The sequence below is a fragment of the Candidatus Magnetaquiglobus chichijimensis genome (genome assembly GCF_045865675.1).
GTDB classification, from domain to species: Bacteria; Pseudomonadota; Magnetococcia; order Magnetococcales; family Magnetaquicoccaceae; genus Magnetaquiglobus; species Magnetaquiglobus chichijimensis.
In genome coordinates this window covers 431,586-445,259 of the sequence record NZ_BAAFGK010000004.1, presented here as the reverse complement: position 1 = coordinate 445,259, position 13,674 = coordinate 431,586, and the positions used below count along the sequence as shown (strand labels likewise).

General features: G+C 64.1%; 9 protein-coding genes. 5 read left to right on the top strand and 4 right to left on the bottom strand.

The genetic code is table 11. The annotated features are described in order from the left end of the window. Positions 1-50 precede the first annotated feature (50 nt). The 3 genes from rimI to ACOY6C_RS06295 are packed head-to-tail and all read right to left on the bottom strand — an operon-like array spanning position 51 to position 3,153. Complete coding sequence (rimI, locus tag ACOY6C_RS06305) at positions 51-524, bottom strand: ribosomal protein S18-alanine N-acetyltransferase (protein ID WP_420904642.1); 474 nt, start codon at positions 522-524, stop codon at positions 51-53. After that, positions 521-1,219, bottom strand: a complete 699-nt coding sequence (gene tsaB / locus ACOY6C_RS06300) for a tRNA (adenosine(37)-N6)-threonylcarbamoyltransferase complex dimerization subunit type 1 TsaB (protein WP_420904641.1) — start codon at positions 1,217-1,219, stop codon at positions 521-523. Before tsaB ends, rimI begins: the two co-directional genes overlap by 4 nt. Continuing rightward, positions 1,216-3,153 (bottom strand): ATP-dependent DNA helicase, encoded by a 1,938-nt coding sequence (locus ACOY6C_RS06295; protein ID WP_420904640.1) that lies wholly within the window; start codon positions 3,151-3,153, stop codon positions 1,216-1,218. The genes tsaB and ACOY6C_RS06295 overlap by 4 nt, the downstream gene beginning before the upstream one ends. Positions 3,154-3,265: 112 nt before the next feature. Between ACOY6C_RS06295 and ACOY6C_RS06290 the strand changes: the two genes are divergently transcribed. The 5 genes from ACOY6C_RS06290 (at position 3,266) to ACOY6C_RS06270 (ending at position 10,248) form a co-directional block, all read left to right on the top strand. Then, a complete protein-coding gene (locus tag ACOY6C_RS06290) occupies positions 3,266-3,697 on the top strand; it encodes a 6-pyruvoyl trahydropterin synthase family protein (protein WP_420904639.1) in 432 nt (143 codons plus the stop codon). Further along, positions 3,694-4,323, top strand: a complete 630-nt coding sequence (locus ACOY6C_RS06285; RefSeq protein ID WP_420904638.1) for a 7-carboxy-7-deazaguanine synthase QueE — start codon at positions 3,694-3,696, stop codon at positions 4,321-4,323. The genes ACOY6C_RS06290 and ACOY6C_RS06285 overlap by 4 nt, the downstream gene beginning before the upstream one ends. A gap of 256 nt (positions 4,324-4,579) precedes the next feature. Further along, complete coding sequence (locus ACOY6C_RS06280) at positions 4,580-7,216, top strand: glycosyltransferase family 2 protein (protein ID WP_420904637.1); 2,637 nt, start codon at positions 4,580-4,582, stop codon at positions 7,214-7,216. A gap of 40 nt (positions 7,217-7,256) precedes the next feature. Further along, positions 7,257-8,918, top strand: coding sequence for an LTA synthase family protein (locus ACOY6C_RS06275; RefSeq protein WP_420904636.1), 1,662 nt, complete (start codon positions 7,257-7,259; stop codon positions 8,916-8,918). 4 nt (positions 8,919-8,922) lie between these two features. Continuing rightward, positions 8,923-10,248: a replication-associated recombination protein A gene (locus ACOY6C_RS06270; RefSeq protein ID WP_420904635.1), complete on the top strand. Its 1,326-nt coding sequence runs from the start codon at positions 8,923-8,925 to the stop codon at positions 10,246-10,248. 90 nt (positions 10,249-10,338) lie between these two features. Here ACOY6C_RS06270 and ACOY6C_RS06265 read toward each other — a convergent pair whose 3' ends face one another. After that, complete coding sequence (locus ACOY6C_RS06265) at positions 10,339-13,500, bottom strand: UvrD-helicase domain-containing protein (RefSeq protein WP_420904634.1); 3,162 nt, start codon at positions 13,498-13,500, stop codon at positions 10,339-10,341. Positions 13,501-13,674 lie beyond the last annotated feature (174 nt).

Below are 13,674 nucleotides of genomic sequence, written 5' to 3'. Positions count from 1 at the left end.
ATCTGAAATTTGTCAAGCAAGAATTAATTTTTCCAAGACAATACCGGGTTTTATCTCGCATCGCAACATGCCATCACCAGCGCATCCTCGGGGCCACAGGGGCCATGACGGTAATAACCGCGCCGGACCCCGATACAGGTGAATCCCAGGCTCTCGTAGAGCCGGCGGGCCGGGACATTCGAGGCCCGCACCTCCAGCAACACCGTTCCGCCGGTTCGGGCTCGCGCCTCCCCGAGCAGATCCGCGACCAGAGCACGCCCCAACCCGCGCCGCCAGAACTTCGGCGCGACGCCGAGGATCAACAGGTGCCATTCATCATAAATCAAGCGCGCCACCGCATAACCGACCACGGTCCGTTCCGGGGTGAGCAGCACCTTGCGCCAACCCTCCAGGGTCAACTCCTCGGCGAGCATTCCGACGCTCCATGGCGCGGGAGCGATCTCCGCTTCGAGTGCCGCCACGGCAGCCAGATGATCGGGCAAAAAAGCCTCCAGCCACAACCCGGCCATTTCAGCTGGGGTCAATGACCGGGCTCCCTGGCGTCGGCCTTGCGCACATAGACCGGTTCCAGGGACTCCACCAGCCCGATCGCCCCGACGGGGAGACAGGCGCCCATTTCGGCCAACCGTCCCACATCCAGAGACCAGCTTTCCGGCGGAAGGATGACGACCCCCTCGGTTTCGAGGCTGCGCCACGCCTCCGCGTGATGTTCCAGGGCGTTGCCGGTCAGGTGCAGAGGACCGTCGCACATCGGCATCCAGGCCCGCAAGCGCGCCAACAGCGTCTCCGGGTCGCACACCAGCAACTCGGAGCGCAACCGGGGTGCGGTCTGCTCCTGAATTTCATAAAGCGCAGCATACACCTCTCCCCGCCGTGCGTCGAGCGTTGCCGCCACCCACCCCGAACAATTCGACCCGGCTGCCACCACCTCCAGGGTGGAGAAACCGGCCACCGGCACCCCAAGAGCCGCCGCCATCCCCTTGGCCACCCCCAGGGCGATGCGCGCGCCGGAAAAACTGCCCGGACCCAGGGTCACGGCGATCCGATCCAGATCGCCCACCCGCCAACCAAGCCGCGCCAGTTCCGCTTCGAGGGCGCGCGGCAACGACACCACATGCCCTTCCGTCCCCTCGAACCCAACCTTGCCCACCACCCGCCCCTCCGCGAACAGCGCCAGGCCACCACGCGGAAAGCAGGTATCCATTGCCAGGATTTTCATGCAAAAAAGCGGCGCACCGCCTCCAGATCGTGGGTCACGGGAGCCGCCGGCAGGCTCTCCAGAAAAAACCGTCCATACCACTTGCCGGTCAAACGGCGATCCAGCACCACCATCACCCCCCGATCGGCGCTGGTGCGCAGCAGGCGACCCAACCCCTGTTTCAACGTCAGAATCGCCTGGGGCAGAGAAAGTTCCCGAAAAGCGTTGCGACCGTTGGTTTCCAGCCAACGTTGCCGGGCCGCCACCATCGGTTCGCCGGGAGAGGCGAAGGGCAACCGGTCCACCACCACCAGGGAGAGGGTTTCGCCGGGAGCGTCCACCCCCTCCCAAAAGCTCGACACCCCGAGCAGCACCGAGGAGGTCTCCTTCTTGAAGGCATCCAGCAGCGCCCCCTTGGCCGCCTCGCCCTGGGTGAGCAGACGGTAGGGAATCCGCCCCTCCAGACCGGTGCGGGCCAACTCCAGCATGCGGAAGCTGGTGAACAGACAGAGCGCCCGTCCGGAACTCACCGTCAACAGGGTGATCAGTTCATCGACCACGGCGCTGGCATACTCCACGTCCACCGGATCCGGGAGATGGCGCGGGAGATAAAGAAGGGTGCGATTCGGGTAGTCGAACACCGGCGGCAGACGACAGGTCTCGACCCCGCTGTTCATCAGGCCGAGCTGCTCCATGAAAAAGACGAACCCCTGCTCCCCCGGTCCCGAGGTCAGGGTCGCGGAGGTGAACACCGCCGTCTTGATGCGCGGATAGAGCAGTCCGTTGAGGATCGGACCGGTTTCCAGGGGGGCCGCGGAGAGGAAGATCCCCCGGTTGCGGGTTTCGTACCAGTAGACCCGCGCCGGATCGTCCAGGGCGCGGATGGTTTTCACGGCGTCGAGCATCTCTTCGACACGCCGTCCGCAGTTGGCCAGGGCCACGGAGCGGGGCCGATGGGGTTCCAGGGCGTCGCGCAGCCCATGCACCGCCCATTCGACCTGATAAAGCGCCTGGCCGGCCTCCCCTTGCAGATCCTCGGGGGTGAACGCGGCGCGCAGATCGTCGAAGGGAAAGGCGTTGCGCAGGCGAAAGGTCGCCTCTTCCATGCCGACCAGCGCCGCCAACACCGCGTCATCGCCACCGCCCACCTCCTCGAATTCGCGGCGGATGTCGCGGGTCACGTCCCGCAGCTTGTAGTTGCTCACCTCGATGGCGAAGAATCGGGTGGCCACATCCGGAATGCGGTGCGCCTCGTCGAAAACCAGGGCATCGTACTCCGGCAGGATCTCCCCGAACCCTCCCTCCTTGACCGCCAGATCGGCAAAGAAGAGGTGATGGTTCACGACCACCAGATCCACCTTGCGCGCCCGCTCCCGCGCCAGATTCAAGAAACAGGCCTGATAATCCTCGCACTTGCGGCCCAGGCAGAAATCCCCGCCCGCGTGGACCCCCTGCCACAACCCCAGGCTCTCCGGCATGTCGCGCAACTCGTCCTTCTCGCCGGTCCCGGTCTCCCGCGCCCAGTTCTCGAGCCGTGCCACCCACGCCCGTTCCCGCTCGGGCACCGCCACCCCCCCATGCCGGAACCCCTTCCAGCGGTACAAACAGAGGTAATTGGCCCGTCCTTTCAAGGCCGTGGCGGTGAATTCGCGTTCCGTGGCGCGCCGCACCAGGGCCAGATCCTTTTCCATGATCTGATCCTGCAACGCCTTGGTGGCCGTGGAGACGATCACCTTGCGTCCGAGGCTCAACAGCGGCAGCAGATAGGCCAGGGTCTTGCCGGTCCCGGTCGGAGCCTCGATCAGCAGCAGGCCATCCTGGGCAGTGGCGGCAAGGATCCGTCCGGCCATTTCGGTCTGGGCCGGGCGCGCCTCGTAGCCGGGCAGGGTGGCGGCCAGGCGGCTCTTGGCCCCCAGCAGCCCCTCGACCATTTTTTCCACCTCGGCAGACGTCATCGCGTATCCAGAGTCAAATGGGCAGGATCAATCGATATCCAGTTTACTCCCGATCACGAACACCTCGCAAGCATTGCCGCCCGAGGCTCGAGTTTGATAGGATGGATGGATCATGAAAATCGCCCGAGCCTTCACCTTCGACGCAGCCCACCGCCTCGTGCACCACGACGGCAAATGCCGGCGCATGCACGGTCACGGCTACCGGCTGGAACTGGTCTTCACCGGTCATCCGCGCCTGCCCGCGCCCCACGAACCCCAATCCGGCTTTCTGGTCGATTTCGGCCACCTGGATCGCCTCGTGCGCCAGGAACTGATCGAACCCCTCCTCGACCACCACCTGCTCAACGACACCCTGCCGCAACTCCCCTACCACTCCGCCGAATACCTGGCAGCCTGGATCGTCGGCTGGTGCATGCACCATCTGGATGGTCGCGCCGAACTGGGCGACACCCGCATCGCCCACGCCCGCCTCTGGGAGAGCGACAAATCCTGGGCCGAGGCCACCACGGACGACGCCATCGCCCTGGGCTTCGCCCCGCGATGAACCCGACCACCCCGCTCGTGTATCCGATCTGCGAGATCTTCGCCTCGATCCAGGGCGAGGCCACCTGGAGCGGTCGCCCGATGCTCTTCGTGCGCGCCTGGGGGTGTCCCCTCGCCTGCCCGTGGTGCGACGAACCCCTGCACCGGGATCCCGCCGCCAAACGCCTGCTCCCGGCAGAGGCGATCCTGGCCGAAATGAACCGCCTCGCCCCCGGCCTGCGCGCCGTGGTGCTGACCGGCGGGGAACCCCTGGCCCTGCCGAATCTCCCAACGCTGATCCAACGGTTGAAAAAGGCCGGCTACTGGATCGCCATGGAGTCGAGCGGGGTCGGCGGCCCGCTGCCCGACCCCATGGTGGACTGGCTCACCCTGTCGCCCAAAACCCCGGTGGATCCCGAACTCCTGCTGGCCGCCGACGAAATCAAGTTCGTGCTGGGCGCAACGGGTGGCGATCCGGATGCCATCCTCGCCCTGACCAAACACCACCTCAACATCTGGGTACAGCCGCGCGCCAACGGAACGACGCCGGATCCCAAGGCCGTGGCCCGCTGCCTGGAACTGGTCATGGCCGCCCGGGGACGGCTGCGCCTCTCCACCCAGATTCACAAATTCCTCGGCGTCCGCTGAAGGGACGGCTGCGCCTCTCCACCCGGATTCACAAATTCCTCGGCGTCCGCTGAAAAGCCGTTTGGCATTTGCCAAACCGTTTCCAAGAAAAAATCGTGCCTGGATGGTGATTTTCGTGGCGTGACGCTTTGTCTGGGGGCTTCGTTCGTGGTATATGTTTCAGTTTGGCCGAATCAGAACCCCAAACGCTCCCAAGCGTTCTTCAGCCAATCTTGAAATCGAACATCATCAAGGCAACAGCACGGATTGAGCTTCAATGAAACCTAGCCATTGGTTGGTCGTCGGCGCCGTCACCCTGGTCACCCTGAGCCTTTGGGCCTGGTTCAACCGCCCGCTGGAGGAACCCCTCTGGCCGGACCGGGTGATGGGCTTCGCCTTCGCACCCTATCGCGCCGATCAGGATCCGCAAAAAGGGGTCCACCCCTCCGAAGCCCAAATCGACGAGGATCTGGCCCTGCTCTCCGGAAAAACCCACGCCGTGCGTTCCTACACGGTCGAAGGGGTGATGGCCTCGATCCCCAAACTGGCCCACAAACACAACATCAACGTCATGGTGGGTGGCTGGATCGACTCCGACGACGCCAAAAACGAAGCCGAAGTCAACCGCCTCATCAAAACCGTCAACGCCAATGCCCAAAACGTGGTGCGGGTGATCGTCGGCAACGAATCGATCCTCCACGACCGGCTGCCGGTGGAAAAACTGATCGGTTATCTCAAAAAAGTCCGCTCCTCGGTCAATGCGCCGGTCTCCACCGCCGAACCCTGGCACATCTGGCTCAAATACCCGGAACTGGTCAAACACACCGACTTCATCGCGGTCCACATGCTCCCCTACTGGGAAGGAATCGCCCAGGAAAAGGCCATCGACTACATCGTCATGCGCATGAACGAACTGCGCGAGGCCTATCCCAAAAAACCGATCGTCATCGGCGAAGTCGGCTGGCCCAGCGACGGTCGCACCCGCATCGACGCCAAGGCCACCCAGGCCGATCAGGCCACCTTCCTCAGACGCTTCCTGGCCCGGGCCAACAAGGAAAAATACGTCTACTACGTCATCGAAGCCTTCGACCAACCCTGGAAAGCCAACTCCCTGGAACGGGGCGTCGGCTCCTACTGGGGGGTCTACAACGCCGATCGCCAACCCAAATTCCCCTTCCACGCGCCCATCGTCTCCATTCCCCAATGGTATGTCCTGGCCGGGGCGTCGATGTTCGTGGGATTGCTGGCCATCACCCTGTTGTTCCTCGACAGCCACGGCATGCGCAAACGGGGACGGTTCTTTCTGGCGATCCTCTCCTACGGCATCGCCTCGCTGGCGGTCTACGTGGTCTACGACTACAGCCAGCAATATCTCACCGGCGGGGCGATGATCTTCGGCCTGTTGCTGGGATTGGGCATGATCGGGGTGATCGTGGTGCTCCTCGCCGAGGCCCACGAGTGGGCCGAAGCGGCCTGGGTGCAGGCCCGGCGCCGCGATCTCAAACGCCCCGAGGTCGAGGACGAATCCCAACTCCCGTGGGTGTCGATCCATGTCCCGGCCTACAACGAACCCCCGGACATGATGATCCACACCCTCGACTCCCTGGCCCGGCTCAACTATCCGAACTTCGAAGTCCTGGTCATCGACAACAACACCAAGGATCCGGCCATCTGGCAACCGGTGCGCGACCACTGCGCCAAACTCGGCGACCGGTTCCGCTTCTTCCACGAGGATCCCCTGGCCGGCTTCAAGGCCGGCGCCCTGAACTTCGCCATGCACCAGACCGATCCCCGCGCCGAGGTGATCGCGGTGATCGACAGCGACTACCTGGTGAACGGCGACTGGCTGTACGAACTGGCGCCCCACTTCCAAAAACCGGAAATCGCCATCGTCCAGGCCCCCCAGGACTACCACGACCAGGAAGAGAGCCTCTTCAAGTCCATGTGCTATGCCGAGTATCGCGGTTTCTTCTACATCGGCATGGTCACCCGCAACGAACGCAACGCCATCATCCAGCACGGCACCATGACCATGGTGCGTCGTTCGGTGCTCGAAGATGTGGGCGGTTGGGCGGAGTGGTGCATCACCGAAGACGCCGAATTGGGACTGCGCATCTTCGAAAAAGGCTATCAGGCCCTCTACGTGCCCAAAAGCTACGGGCGCGGGGTGATGCCCGACACCTTCATCGACTTCAAGAAACAGCGCTTCCGCTGGGCCTACGGCGCGGTGCGCATCATGCGCGCCCACATCAAGGAACTTCTGGGCGTGCGCGAAACCAGCCTCAGCTGGGGACAACGCTACCACTTCCTGGCCGGCTGGATGCCCTGGGTGGCCGATGGCCTGAACTTCGGCTTCAACATCATCGCCCTGGCCTGGTCCCTGGCCATGATCATCGGCCCGCAGTTCGCCGATGCGCCGTCCGTGGTGTTCAGCATTCTGCCGTTGATCCTGTTCGCCTTCAAGATCCTCAAACACCTGCATCTCTACTACACCAACGTCGGCATCCGACCCATGCAGTCCCTGGCCGCGGCCATCGCCGGACTGTCGTTGACCCACACCATCTCCATGGCGATCATGCAGGGGTTCTTCGGCGGCGAAAAACCCTTCTTCCGCACCCCCAAAAAGGCCGAAGGACACCGCTTCTGGCACGCCCTCTCCGAGGCGCGCACCGAAACCATCCTGATGCTCTCCTTCTGGATCGCAGCCTTTGGCATCAAGCTTCGGGTCGGCTTCGACTTCTTCGATACCCGCGTCTGGGTGGGCGTACTGCTGGTGCAATCCATGCCCTATGCCATCACCCTGCTCATGGCGGCCATCAGCGGTCTGCCGGCCAAACGCCTGCCGGTTCCAGAACCCCATGCCACCTCGGCGGATAACTACCCAACCCCGGCATCCGAGTCGAACGCGACATGATCCCCCATTCGCCCCCTCCGCCCGTCAAGTCGGCGCCATCATGAATACCACCCTCATCCAAAGGCTGCTGGTGAATCGCCACACCCTCTTCGTGGCCGGCCTGTGCCTTTATCTGTTCGCCACGGATGAGCTGATCGAATGGACACGCGGGGTCTGGCGCATGGAGATACCGTTGTTCGTGTATCTCTACTGGCTGATGAACGGCTTCATCCGCCCCTCCCGACTGCAACCGGTGATCGCGGCCATCCCCCTGCTCACCCTCTACCTCATCCACGACTATTACTTCCTGCGCTTCTTCCGCATCCCCAAAATCAACGACATCGACCAACTGCCGGAGCTGATCGGCGTGCTTGGGGTGACCGGCAACCTGGTGCTGTTCGGTCTGCTCGCGCTGCTCGTCCACCTGATGTACCGGTTCATCCGCTTCACCCGGAACGCCCTGCTCCAGTCGATTCCGGCCATCCTGATCCTGGGCATGCCGTTCGTTTTCCCCGTGGGCTACATTCAACTCTTCACCGGACTCTCCTACGAGTTGATCCACTACGCCACCCTCGTCAACGTCGAAAAAAACGGACGCCTGGTCACCGCCCTCTACAACGAAGCCAAACGCCGCGACACCTACAGCCACATCGATCAATACCGCGACATCGACAAACTGGCCATGCGCCTGCCCCCGGAGTGGGAAACCCCGGACAAGAACAACGGTCGCAACGTCCACATGATCGTCATGGAGGGGTTCCTCGATCCCACCCTCCTGGCCAACCTCCCGAAAACGATCCAGCCGGTCCATCCGGATCTGACCGCCCTGTTGGGCAAACGGCAGGGACTCTCCATCTCGCCGGTGTTCGGCGGCTACACCTCCCAGGCTGAATTCGAGGTGTTGTGCGGCGTTCCGGCCTTCCAGGAGTTCGACGAGATCGAGTTCAACGTCTTCTCCGGCGCCGAAACCTACTGCCTGCCGCGCGTCCTGCATCGACTCGGACTGCACACCATGGCCTCCAACGGCTTCAAGCCGGACTTCTTCAACACCATCCCGGCCTATCGCGGCATCGGGTTCGACGCGGTTTACTTCTCCAAGGAGTACACCCCCACCGAAAACACCTATCTGACCCGTGGCGGGGAAGAGGCGGAGAACAAATATTTCTTCGACGCGGATCTTTATGAACAGAACCTGGCTTTCGTCAAACAACGTATGGCCGACAAGAAACCCTTCTTCAACTACGTCCTGACCGTATACGGTCACTTCCCCTTCGAACCGGGCAGCCGCATGGGCCCGGCGCTCTTCAAGGATACCGGCCTGCCGTGGGATCTGGAGCGGATCGTCAACCAGCACTACTACCGGAGCAAGGCGCTGGCCGACTATCTCAAGCAGCTTCTCACCCTGGATCCCGACTCCCTGATCGTGCTGGTCAGCGACCATCTCCCGCCCCTGGAGGGAGGATTCGAAACCTATGACAAGCTCGGTTACCTGAAATCCGGACCCAAGGATCGTTTTCACCGCAACCGTTTCATCGTGTTGCGGGACGGCAAGGCCGAAACCCATCCGATTTTCCATCACTACAACATCTATCGGCTGATCCTGGATTATGTGACCAACGGCCAATACTGCAAGCTCAAGCCCTGCAATTTCACCTATCCGCTCTCCAACGAGGCGTTGCGCGACGACTACCGCATCATCATGGGGCTGGCTTCGCGCCAGTGAACCCATGACCACCGGTCGCCAACCTTCCGCTTCCGGATCGACCATCCCGCCGCTGGCGGACCGCATGCGTCCGCTGGATCTTTCCGAACTGCTCGGCCAGGAGCACCTCACCGCGCCGGGCAAACTGATCTATCAGGCCATGGCCGTGGATCGTCTCCCGTCGTTGATCCTCTGGGGACCCCCAGGGAGCGGCAAGACCACCCTGGCGCGCATCATCGCCGCGCGCACCGCGCAACGGTTCGAAGCGCTCTCGGCGGTGCTCGACGGGGTGCGCGAGGTGCGCGCCGTGGTGGAGCGGGCCAAGGCGGCCCAACCGCAAGGGACGATCCTGTTCGTCGATGAGATCCACCGTTTCAACCGTGCCCAGCAGGATGCCTTTCTGCCGTTCGTCGAACAGGGGACGATCATCCTGATCGGCGCCACCACGGAAAATCCCTCCTTTGCCTTGAACGGCGCACTGCTCTCCCGCTGTCGGGTGGCGGTGTTGAATCCTCTGAATGCCGACACGATCCGACGGCTCCTGGAACGGGCGGTCGAGGACGCGGAACGGGGGCTGGGCGGTCTGCATCTCCATCTGGAAGCGGGCATCCTGCCCGCCATCGCCGACCTGGCCGATGGGGATGCCCGCTATGCGTTGAACCTGCTGGAAGTGCTCACCGGGCTGTATCGCGCGGAGATCGCGGCAGGTCAACCCCTCACCCTGGAGGGATTGCGGCAGGCGTTGGAACGTCGGGCGCTGCTGCACGACCGGGTGGGCGAGGCCCATTACAACCTCATCTCCGCGTTGCACAAATCGTTGCGCGGCTCGGACGTGGATGCCGCCCTCTACTGGCTGGCGCGCATGGTCCAGGGTGGCGAGGACGGGTTGTACATCGCCCGACGTCTGATCCGGTTCGCCTCCGAGGATATCGGCAACGCCGATCCCCAGGCATTGACCATCGCCCTGGCGGCCAAGGAGAGCTACCACTTTCTCGGCTCGCCGGAGGGGGAGCTGGCCCTGGCGCAGGCAGTGGTCTATCTGGCCACCGCGCCCAAGAGCAACAGCGTCTACACCGCCTTCGGACGGGCCACGGAGTGCGCCGCTTCCTCCGGTTCCCTCGCTCCGCCGCTGCACATCCGCAACGCCCCCACCCGTCTGATGCGCGAGTTGGGCTACGGCAAGGATTACCGCTATCCCCACGATCACGAAGAGGGGTATGTGGCCGAGGAGTATCTGCCCGAGCCGCTGCGCGGTACGCGCTTCTATCAGCCGGTCGAACGGGGCTTCGAACGCGAGATCGCCAGGCGTCTGGCCTATTGGCAGAGGCTCAAAAGCCGGGCGCGGTCGTGAGGAGCGCCGCTGCTCGGGTAACGTGCATGCGGGGGGAACCCCCTCACCCCCGTACCCACGTCGCCAGCCGCTCGTGCCACCAGAACCGCCCTACCCCCAGTTGAGCGACAACTGACCGGCCATGGGTTTGCTTTTGCGCGGGGCTCCGACGCGACCCTTGCGCCGTTCGATCCACCCCTCCTCCAGCGCCTCGAGAAAGGGGGAGATGGTCCGGGTTTGCACCGCGCCACGCCAGAATCGCTTGCGGGACCAACTCACGAACAGGGTCTCCTTCGCGCGGGTCATGGCCACGAACAGCAGTCGCCGCTCCTCTTCCACCGTCTTCGCCGTCTCCTCGTCCCCGTCTCCGAAACGCCACGGAACCATCCCGTCCTCGCAGCCGATCACGAACACCACCCGGTATTCGAGTCCCTTGGAGCCGTGCATGGTCAGCAGGGCTACCCGTTCGGCGCGCGGGTCGAGCCAGTCCACCTCGGCACCCAGGGCGATCTCGGCCAGGAACGCCTCCAGATCGCTCCCATGCCGTTCGGCCATCGGCATGAGCCAGGCCAAGGCCTGGGCCACGTCCGGATCGCCCGGTGCGGTGAGTGACGCAACCGCATTCAACCGTTCGACCAGGACACCCGATCCGCCACGTTTGGCGAGCGCCTCCGACAGGCTCTTGACCCCGGCATGTTCACGCAGGCGGGCGTGGGAGCGTTTCTGATAGGGGATTCCGGAGCGTTCCAGCGCCTGGCAGAGGGGGGCGGCCAGGGCATCGGAGCGGTAAAGCACCGCGAAATCGGCAAAGGCGTACTCGCCCGAGGCGTGGCCATCCGCCTGACCGCTGGAGAGGGACTGGAAGCCGTGTCCACCCATCAAACCCTCGATGGTGGAAACCACGAACTCCGCCTCGGACTGATCCGAGGCGGCGGCGTGCAGCACGATGCGGCGCGCGTCGGGAAGCATCGGCATCAGATCGCGTTCGCGTTGATCGTTGGCGCGCGCCATCACCGCCAGGGCGCCACGCACGATCGCCTGACCCGAACGGTAGTTGCGTGTCAACCTCACGGTGGCAAGGGTGGGGAAGTCACGGGCCAGACTGTCGAAATAAACCGGACTTCCGCCGCGAAAGCCGTAGATGGACTGATCCGGATCGCCGATGGCGCACAGATCCCCGTCCGGTGCGACCAGATGACGCAGAAGGGCATACTGGCTGGCGTCGATATCCTGGAACTCATCGACGAAGATGGCCCGATGTCGCGCGCGCAACTCGGCGACCAGATCCGGCGCGCCATCCAGCCACGCGACCGGCAGGGCGACCAGATCCTCGAGTTCCACCAGGCCCCGTTTGCGCAGGGCGGCGCGGTGAAAGGCCAGAGCCGTGGTCAGCTCCCCGGCCTTCGGATCCCCGGCTTCGATCCCCTCCCGGCGCAACCTGGAGAACTGTTCCAGCCGTTTGCCGGCCTCGGCGCGGGTCACCCCCAGATCCTCCATCAGCCGTCGTGCCGCCTCGGCCTCGGCGGCGATCGTCACTCCTGGCGAAGCGTCGAAGCGGGCGGCGTGGCGGCGAATCAGCGACCAGCCGAGGGCATGAAAGGTCATCACCGGGATGCGTCGGGCCACCGTCTCATCCATCAGATGGCCGAGCCGTTCGCGCATCTCTTCGGCGGCCCGGCGGGTGAAGGTGACCGCCAGGCCGCTCTCCGGCACGCCGCCGGCGCGGACCCAGCCGGCCAGGCGGTGGGTCAGGGTGCGGGTCTTGCCGGTGCCCGGTCCGGCCAGGATCAACAAAGGCCCGCGACCGTGGCCGGCGGCCAGGGCCTGGGCCTCGTCCAGGCCGTCCACGGTCGTGGCGGGGGCGGCGGTTCCGGTCGGGCGCGGATTTTTTTCTTCCATGCGCGCCGGGATCATTTTTTCCGGACTCTTGCGCGGGGGAGTCGGTTTTTCGGGCGCGCGCTCCTCGATCTCGCCAGGCACGAACAATCCTGCCGCGCTCCGACTCGTGCGTTTCTCCTCGGAGAAGACCCGGATCACGCCGAATTCGCCGTCGTAGCCACCGGAGCGGATCACCTCGCCGCGCCGTACCCGTGCGATCGCCTCGGCCAGGCGCACCGATCCGTGGGTACGAATCTCTTCGACCGGCACCTCCTCCAGAATGGAGAGTTCCGGACCCAGGCGGCGCAGCAGTTCGTCGTAGGCGCGGTTGACCCGGTTGGAGGTCACCCCCATCCCTTCGACCTCGGCGATGATCTCCGGCAGGGGGATCATGGACAGAAACGGCGCGGCGGTGGCCGGGCGCTCCCCCCCTTCGGGACGTACCGCCAACTCCTCGACCCGGTTCAAAACCCCGACCGTCACCCCCTTGCCGCACACCGGGCAGAGTCCGTTCAACCGTTTCGTCTCCACCGGATCCAGGCAGACCCGGCAATCCCGATGGCCATCGAGGTGGTATTTCCCCTCCTCGGGGAAGAACTCCACGGTGCCGGCGTACCCGTCGCCGGTTTTCAGGGCCCGAACCATGGCGAAATAGTCCATGGCCGAGGTGAACACGGTCGCCTCGCGAGCCACCTTGGACGGGGAGTGGGCATCCGAATTCGACACCAGGCGATAGCGATCCAGGCTGGCGATGCGCCAGTTCATCGGCGGGTCCGAGGAGAGGCCGGTCTCCACGGCAAAGATGTGGTCGGCCAGATCGCCATAGCACTCCTGGATCGAATCAAAGCCGGATTTCGACCCCAGGGCCGAGAACCACGGGGTCCAGATATGCGCCGGGATCAAGAAGGCATCCGGATCGGCCTCCAGGGTGATCTCGAGCAGGTTTCTCGAGTCCAGTCCCAGGATCGGGCGTCCATCGGAGTTGAGGTTGCCGATCCGGCCCAGACGTTGATTGAGCCGTTTGGCCGCCTCCAGCGACGGCACGCCGATGACGTGATGGACCTTGCGGGTGAAGTCGCCTTTTTTGTAGATGGTCGAGATTTCGACGGTCAGCATGAAGCGTGTCGATTCGCCCGCGCGTGGCATGGCGTTCGGCTGGTCGAGTCCTTCGTTCACCCGGCGTTCGAGTTCCGGGGTGAGGCGTCGGAGGCCGGGTTCGGCCTCGATGGTCTCCTCCGCGATGGCGGCCAGCCAGGCCGGGTGGGTAAAATCCCCGCTGCCGAGCACCGCGATCCCCTTGCGGCGCGCCCAGAGGGCGAGGTGTGTCAGGTCGCAATCGCGGCTGGTGGCGCGGGAGTATTTGGAGTGGATGTGCAGGTCCGCGAAAAAGCGCATGCGTTGGGCTCTCTTCTGACAGTTTCAAATTCACGGTGACGGGTTTGGTCCGGGTGGGTTATTCTCGCGGACGGTCGAGAACAAAGATACCAGTCAACGGGGTCCAGTGACCAATGGTCCCTGCCGGTGCAGGGCGGAGCCCTGCGACACAAAATCAACACCTCGGAGGCGCTG

Bases quoted from the DNA above. Each gene is read 5' to 3' on its own strand.
- tsaB (WP_420904641.1), bottom strand. From the start codon at position 1,219: ATGAAAATCCTGGCAATGGATACCTGCTTTCCGCGTGGTGGCCTGGCG.
- ACOY6C_RS06295 (WP_420904640.1), bottom strand. From the start codon at position 3,153: ATGACGTCTGCCGAGGTGGAAAAAATGGTCGAGGGGCTGCTGGGGGCC.
- ACOY6C_RS06290 (WP_420904639.1), top strand. From the start codon at position 3,266: ATGAAAATCGCCCGAGCCTTCACCTTCGACGCAGCCCACCGCCTCGTG.
- ACOY6C_RS06285 (WP_420904638.1), top strand. From the start codon at position 3,694: ATGAACCCGACCACCCCGCTCGTGTATCCGATCTGCGAGATCTTCGCC.
- ACOY6C_RS06280 (WP_420904637.1), top strand. From the start codon at position 4,580: ATGAAACCTAGCCATTGGTTGGTCGTCGGCGCCGTCACCCTGGTCACC.
- ACOY6C_RS06275 (WP_420904636.1), top strand. From the start codon at position 7,257: ATGAATACCACCCTCATCCAAAGGCTGCTGGTGAATCGCCACACCCTC.
- ACOY6C_RS06270 (WP_420904635.1), top strand. From the start codon at position 8,923: ATGACCACCGGTCGCCAACCTTCCGCTTCCGGATCGACCATCCCGCCG.
- ACOY6C_RS06265 (WP_420904634.1), bottom strand. From the start codon at position 13,500: ATGCGCTTTTTCGCGGACCTGCACATCCACTCCAAATACTCCCGCGCC.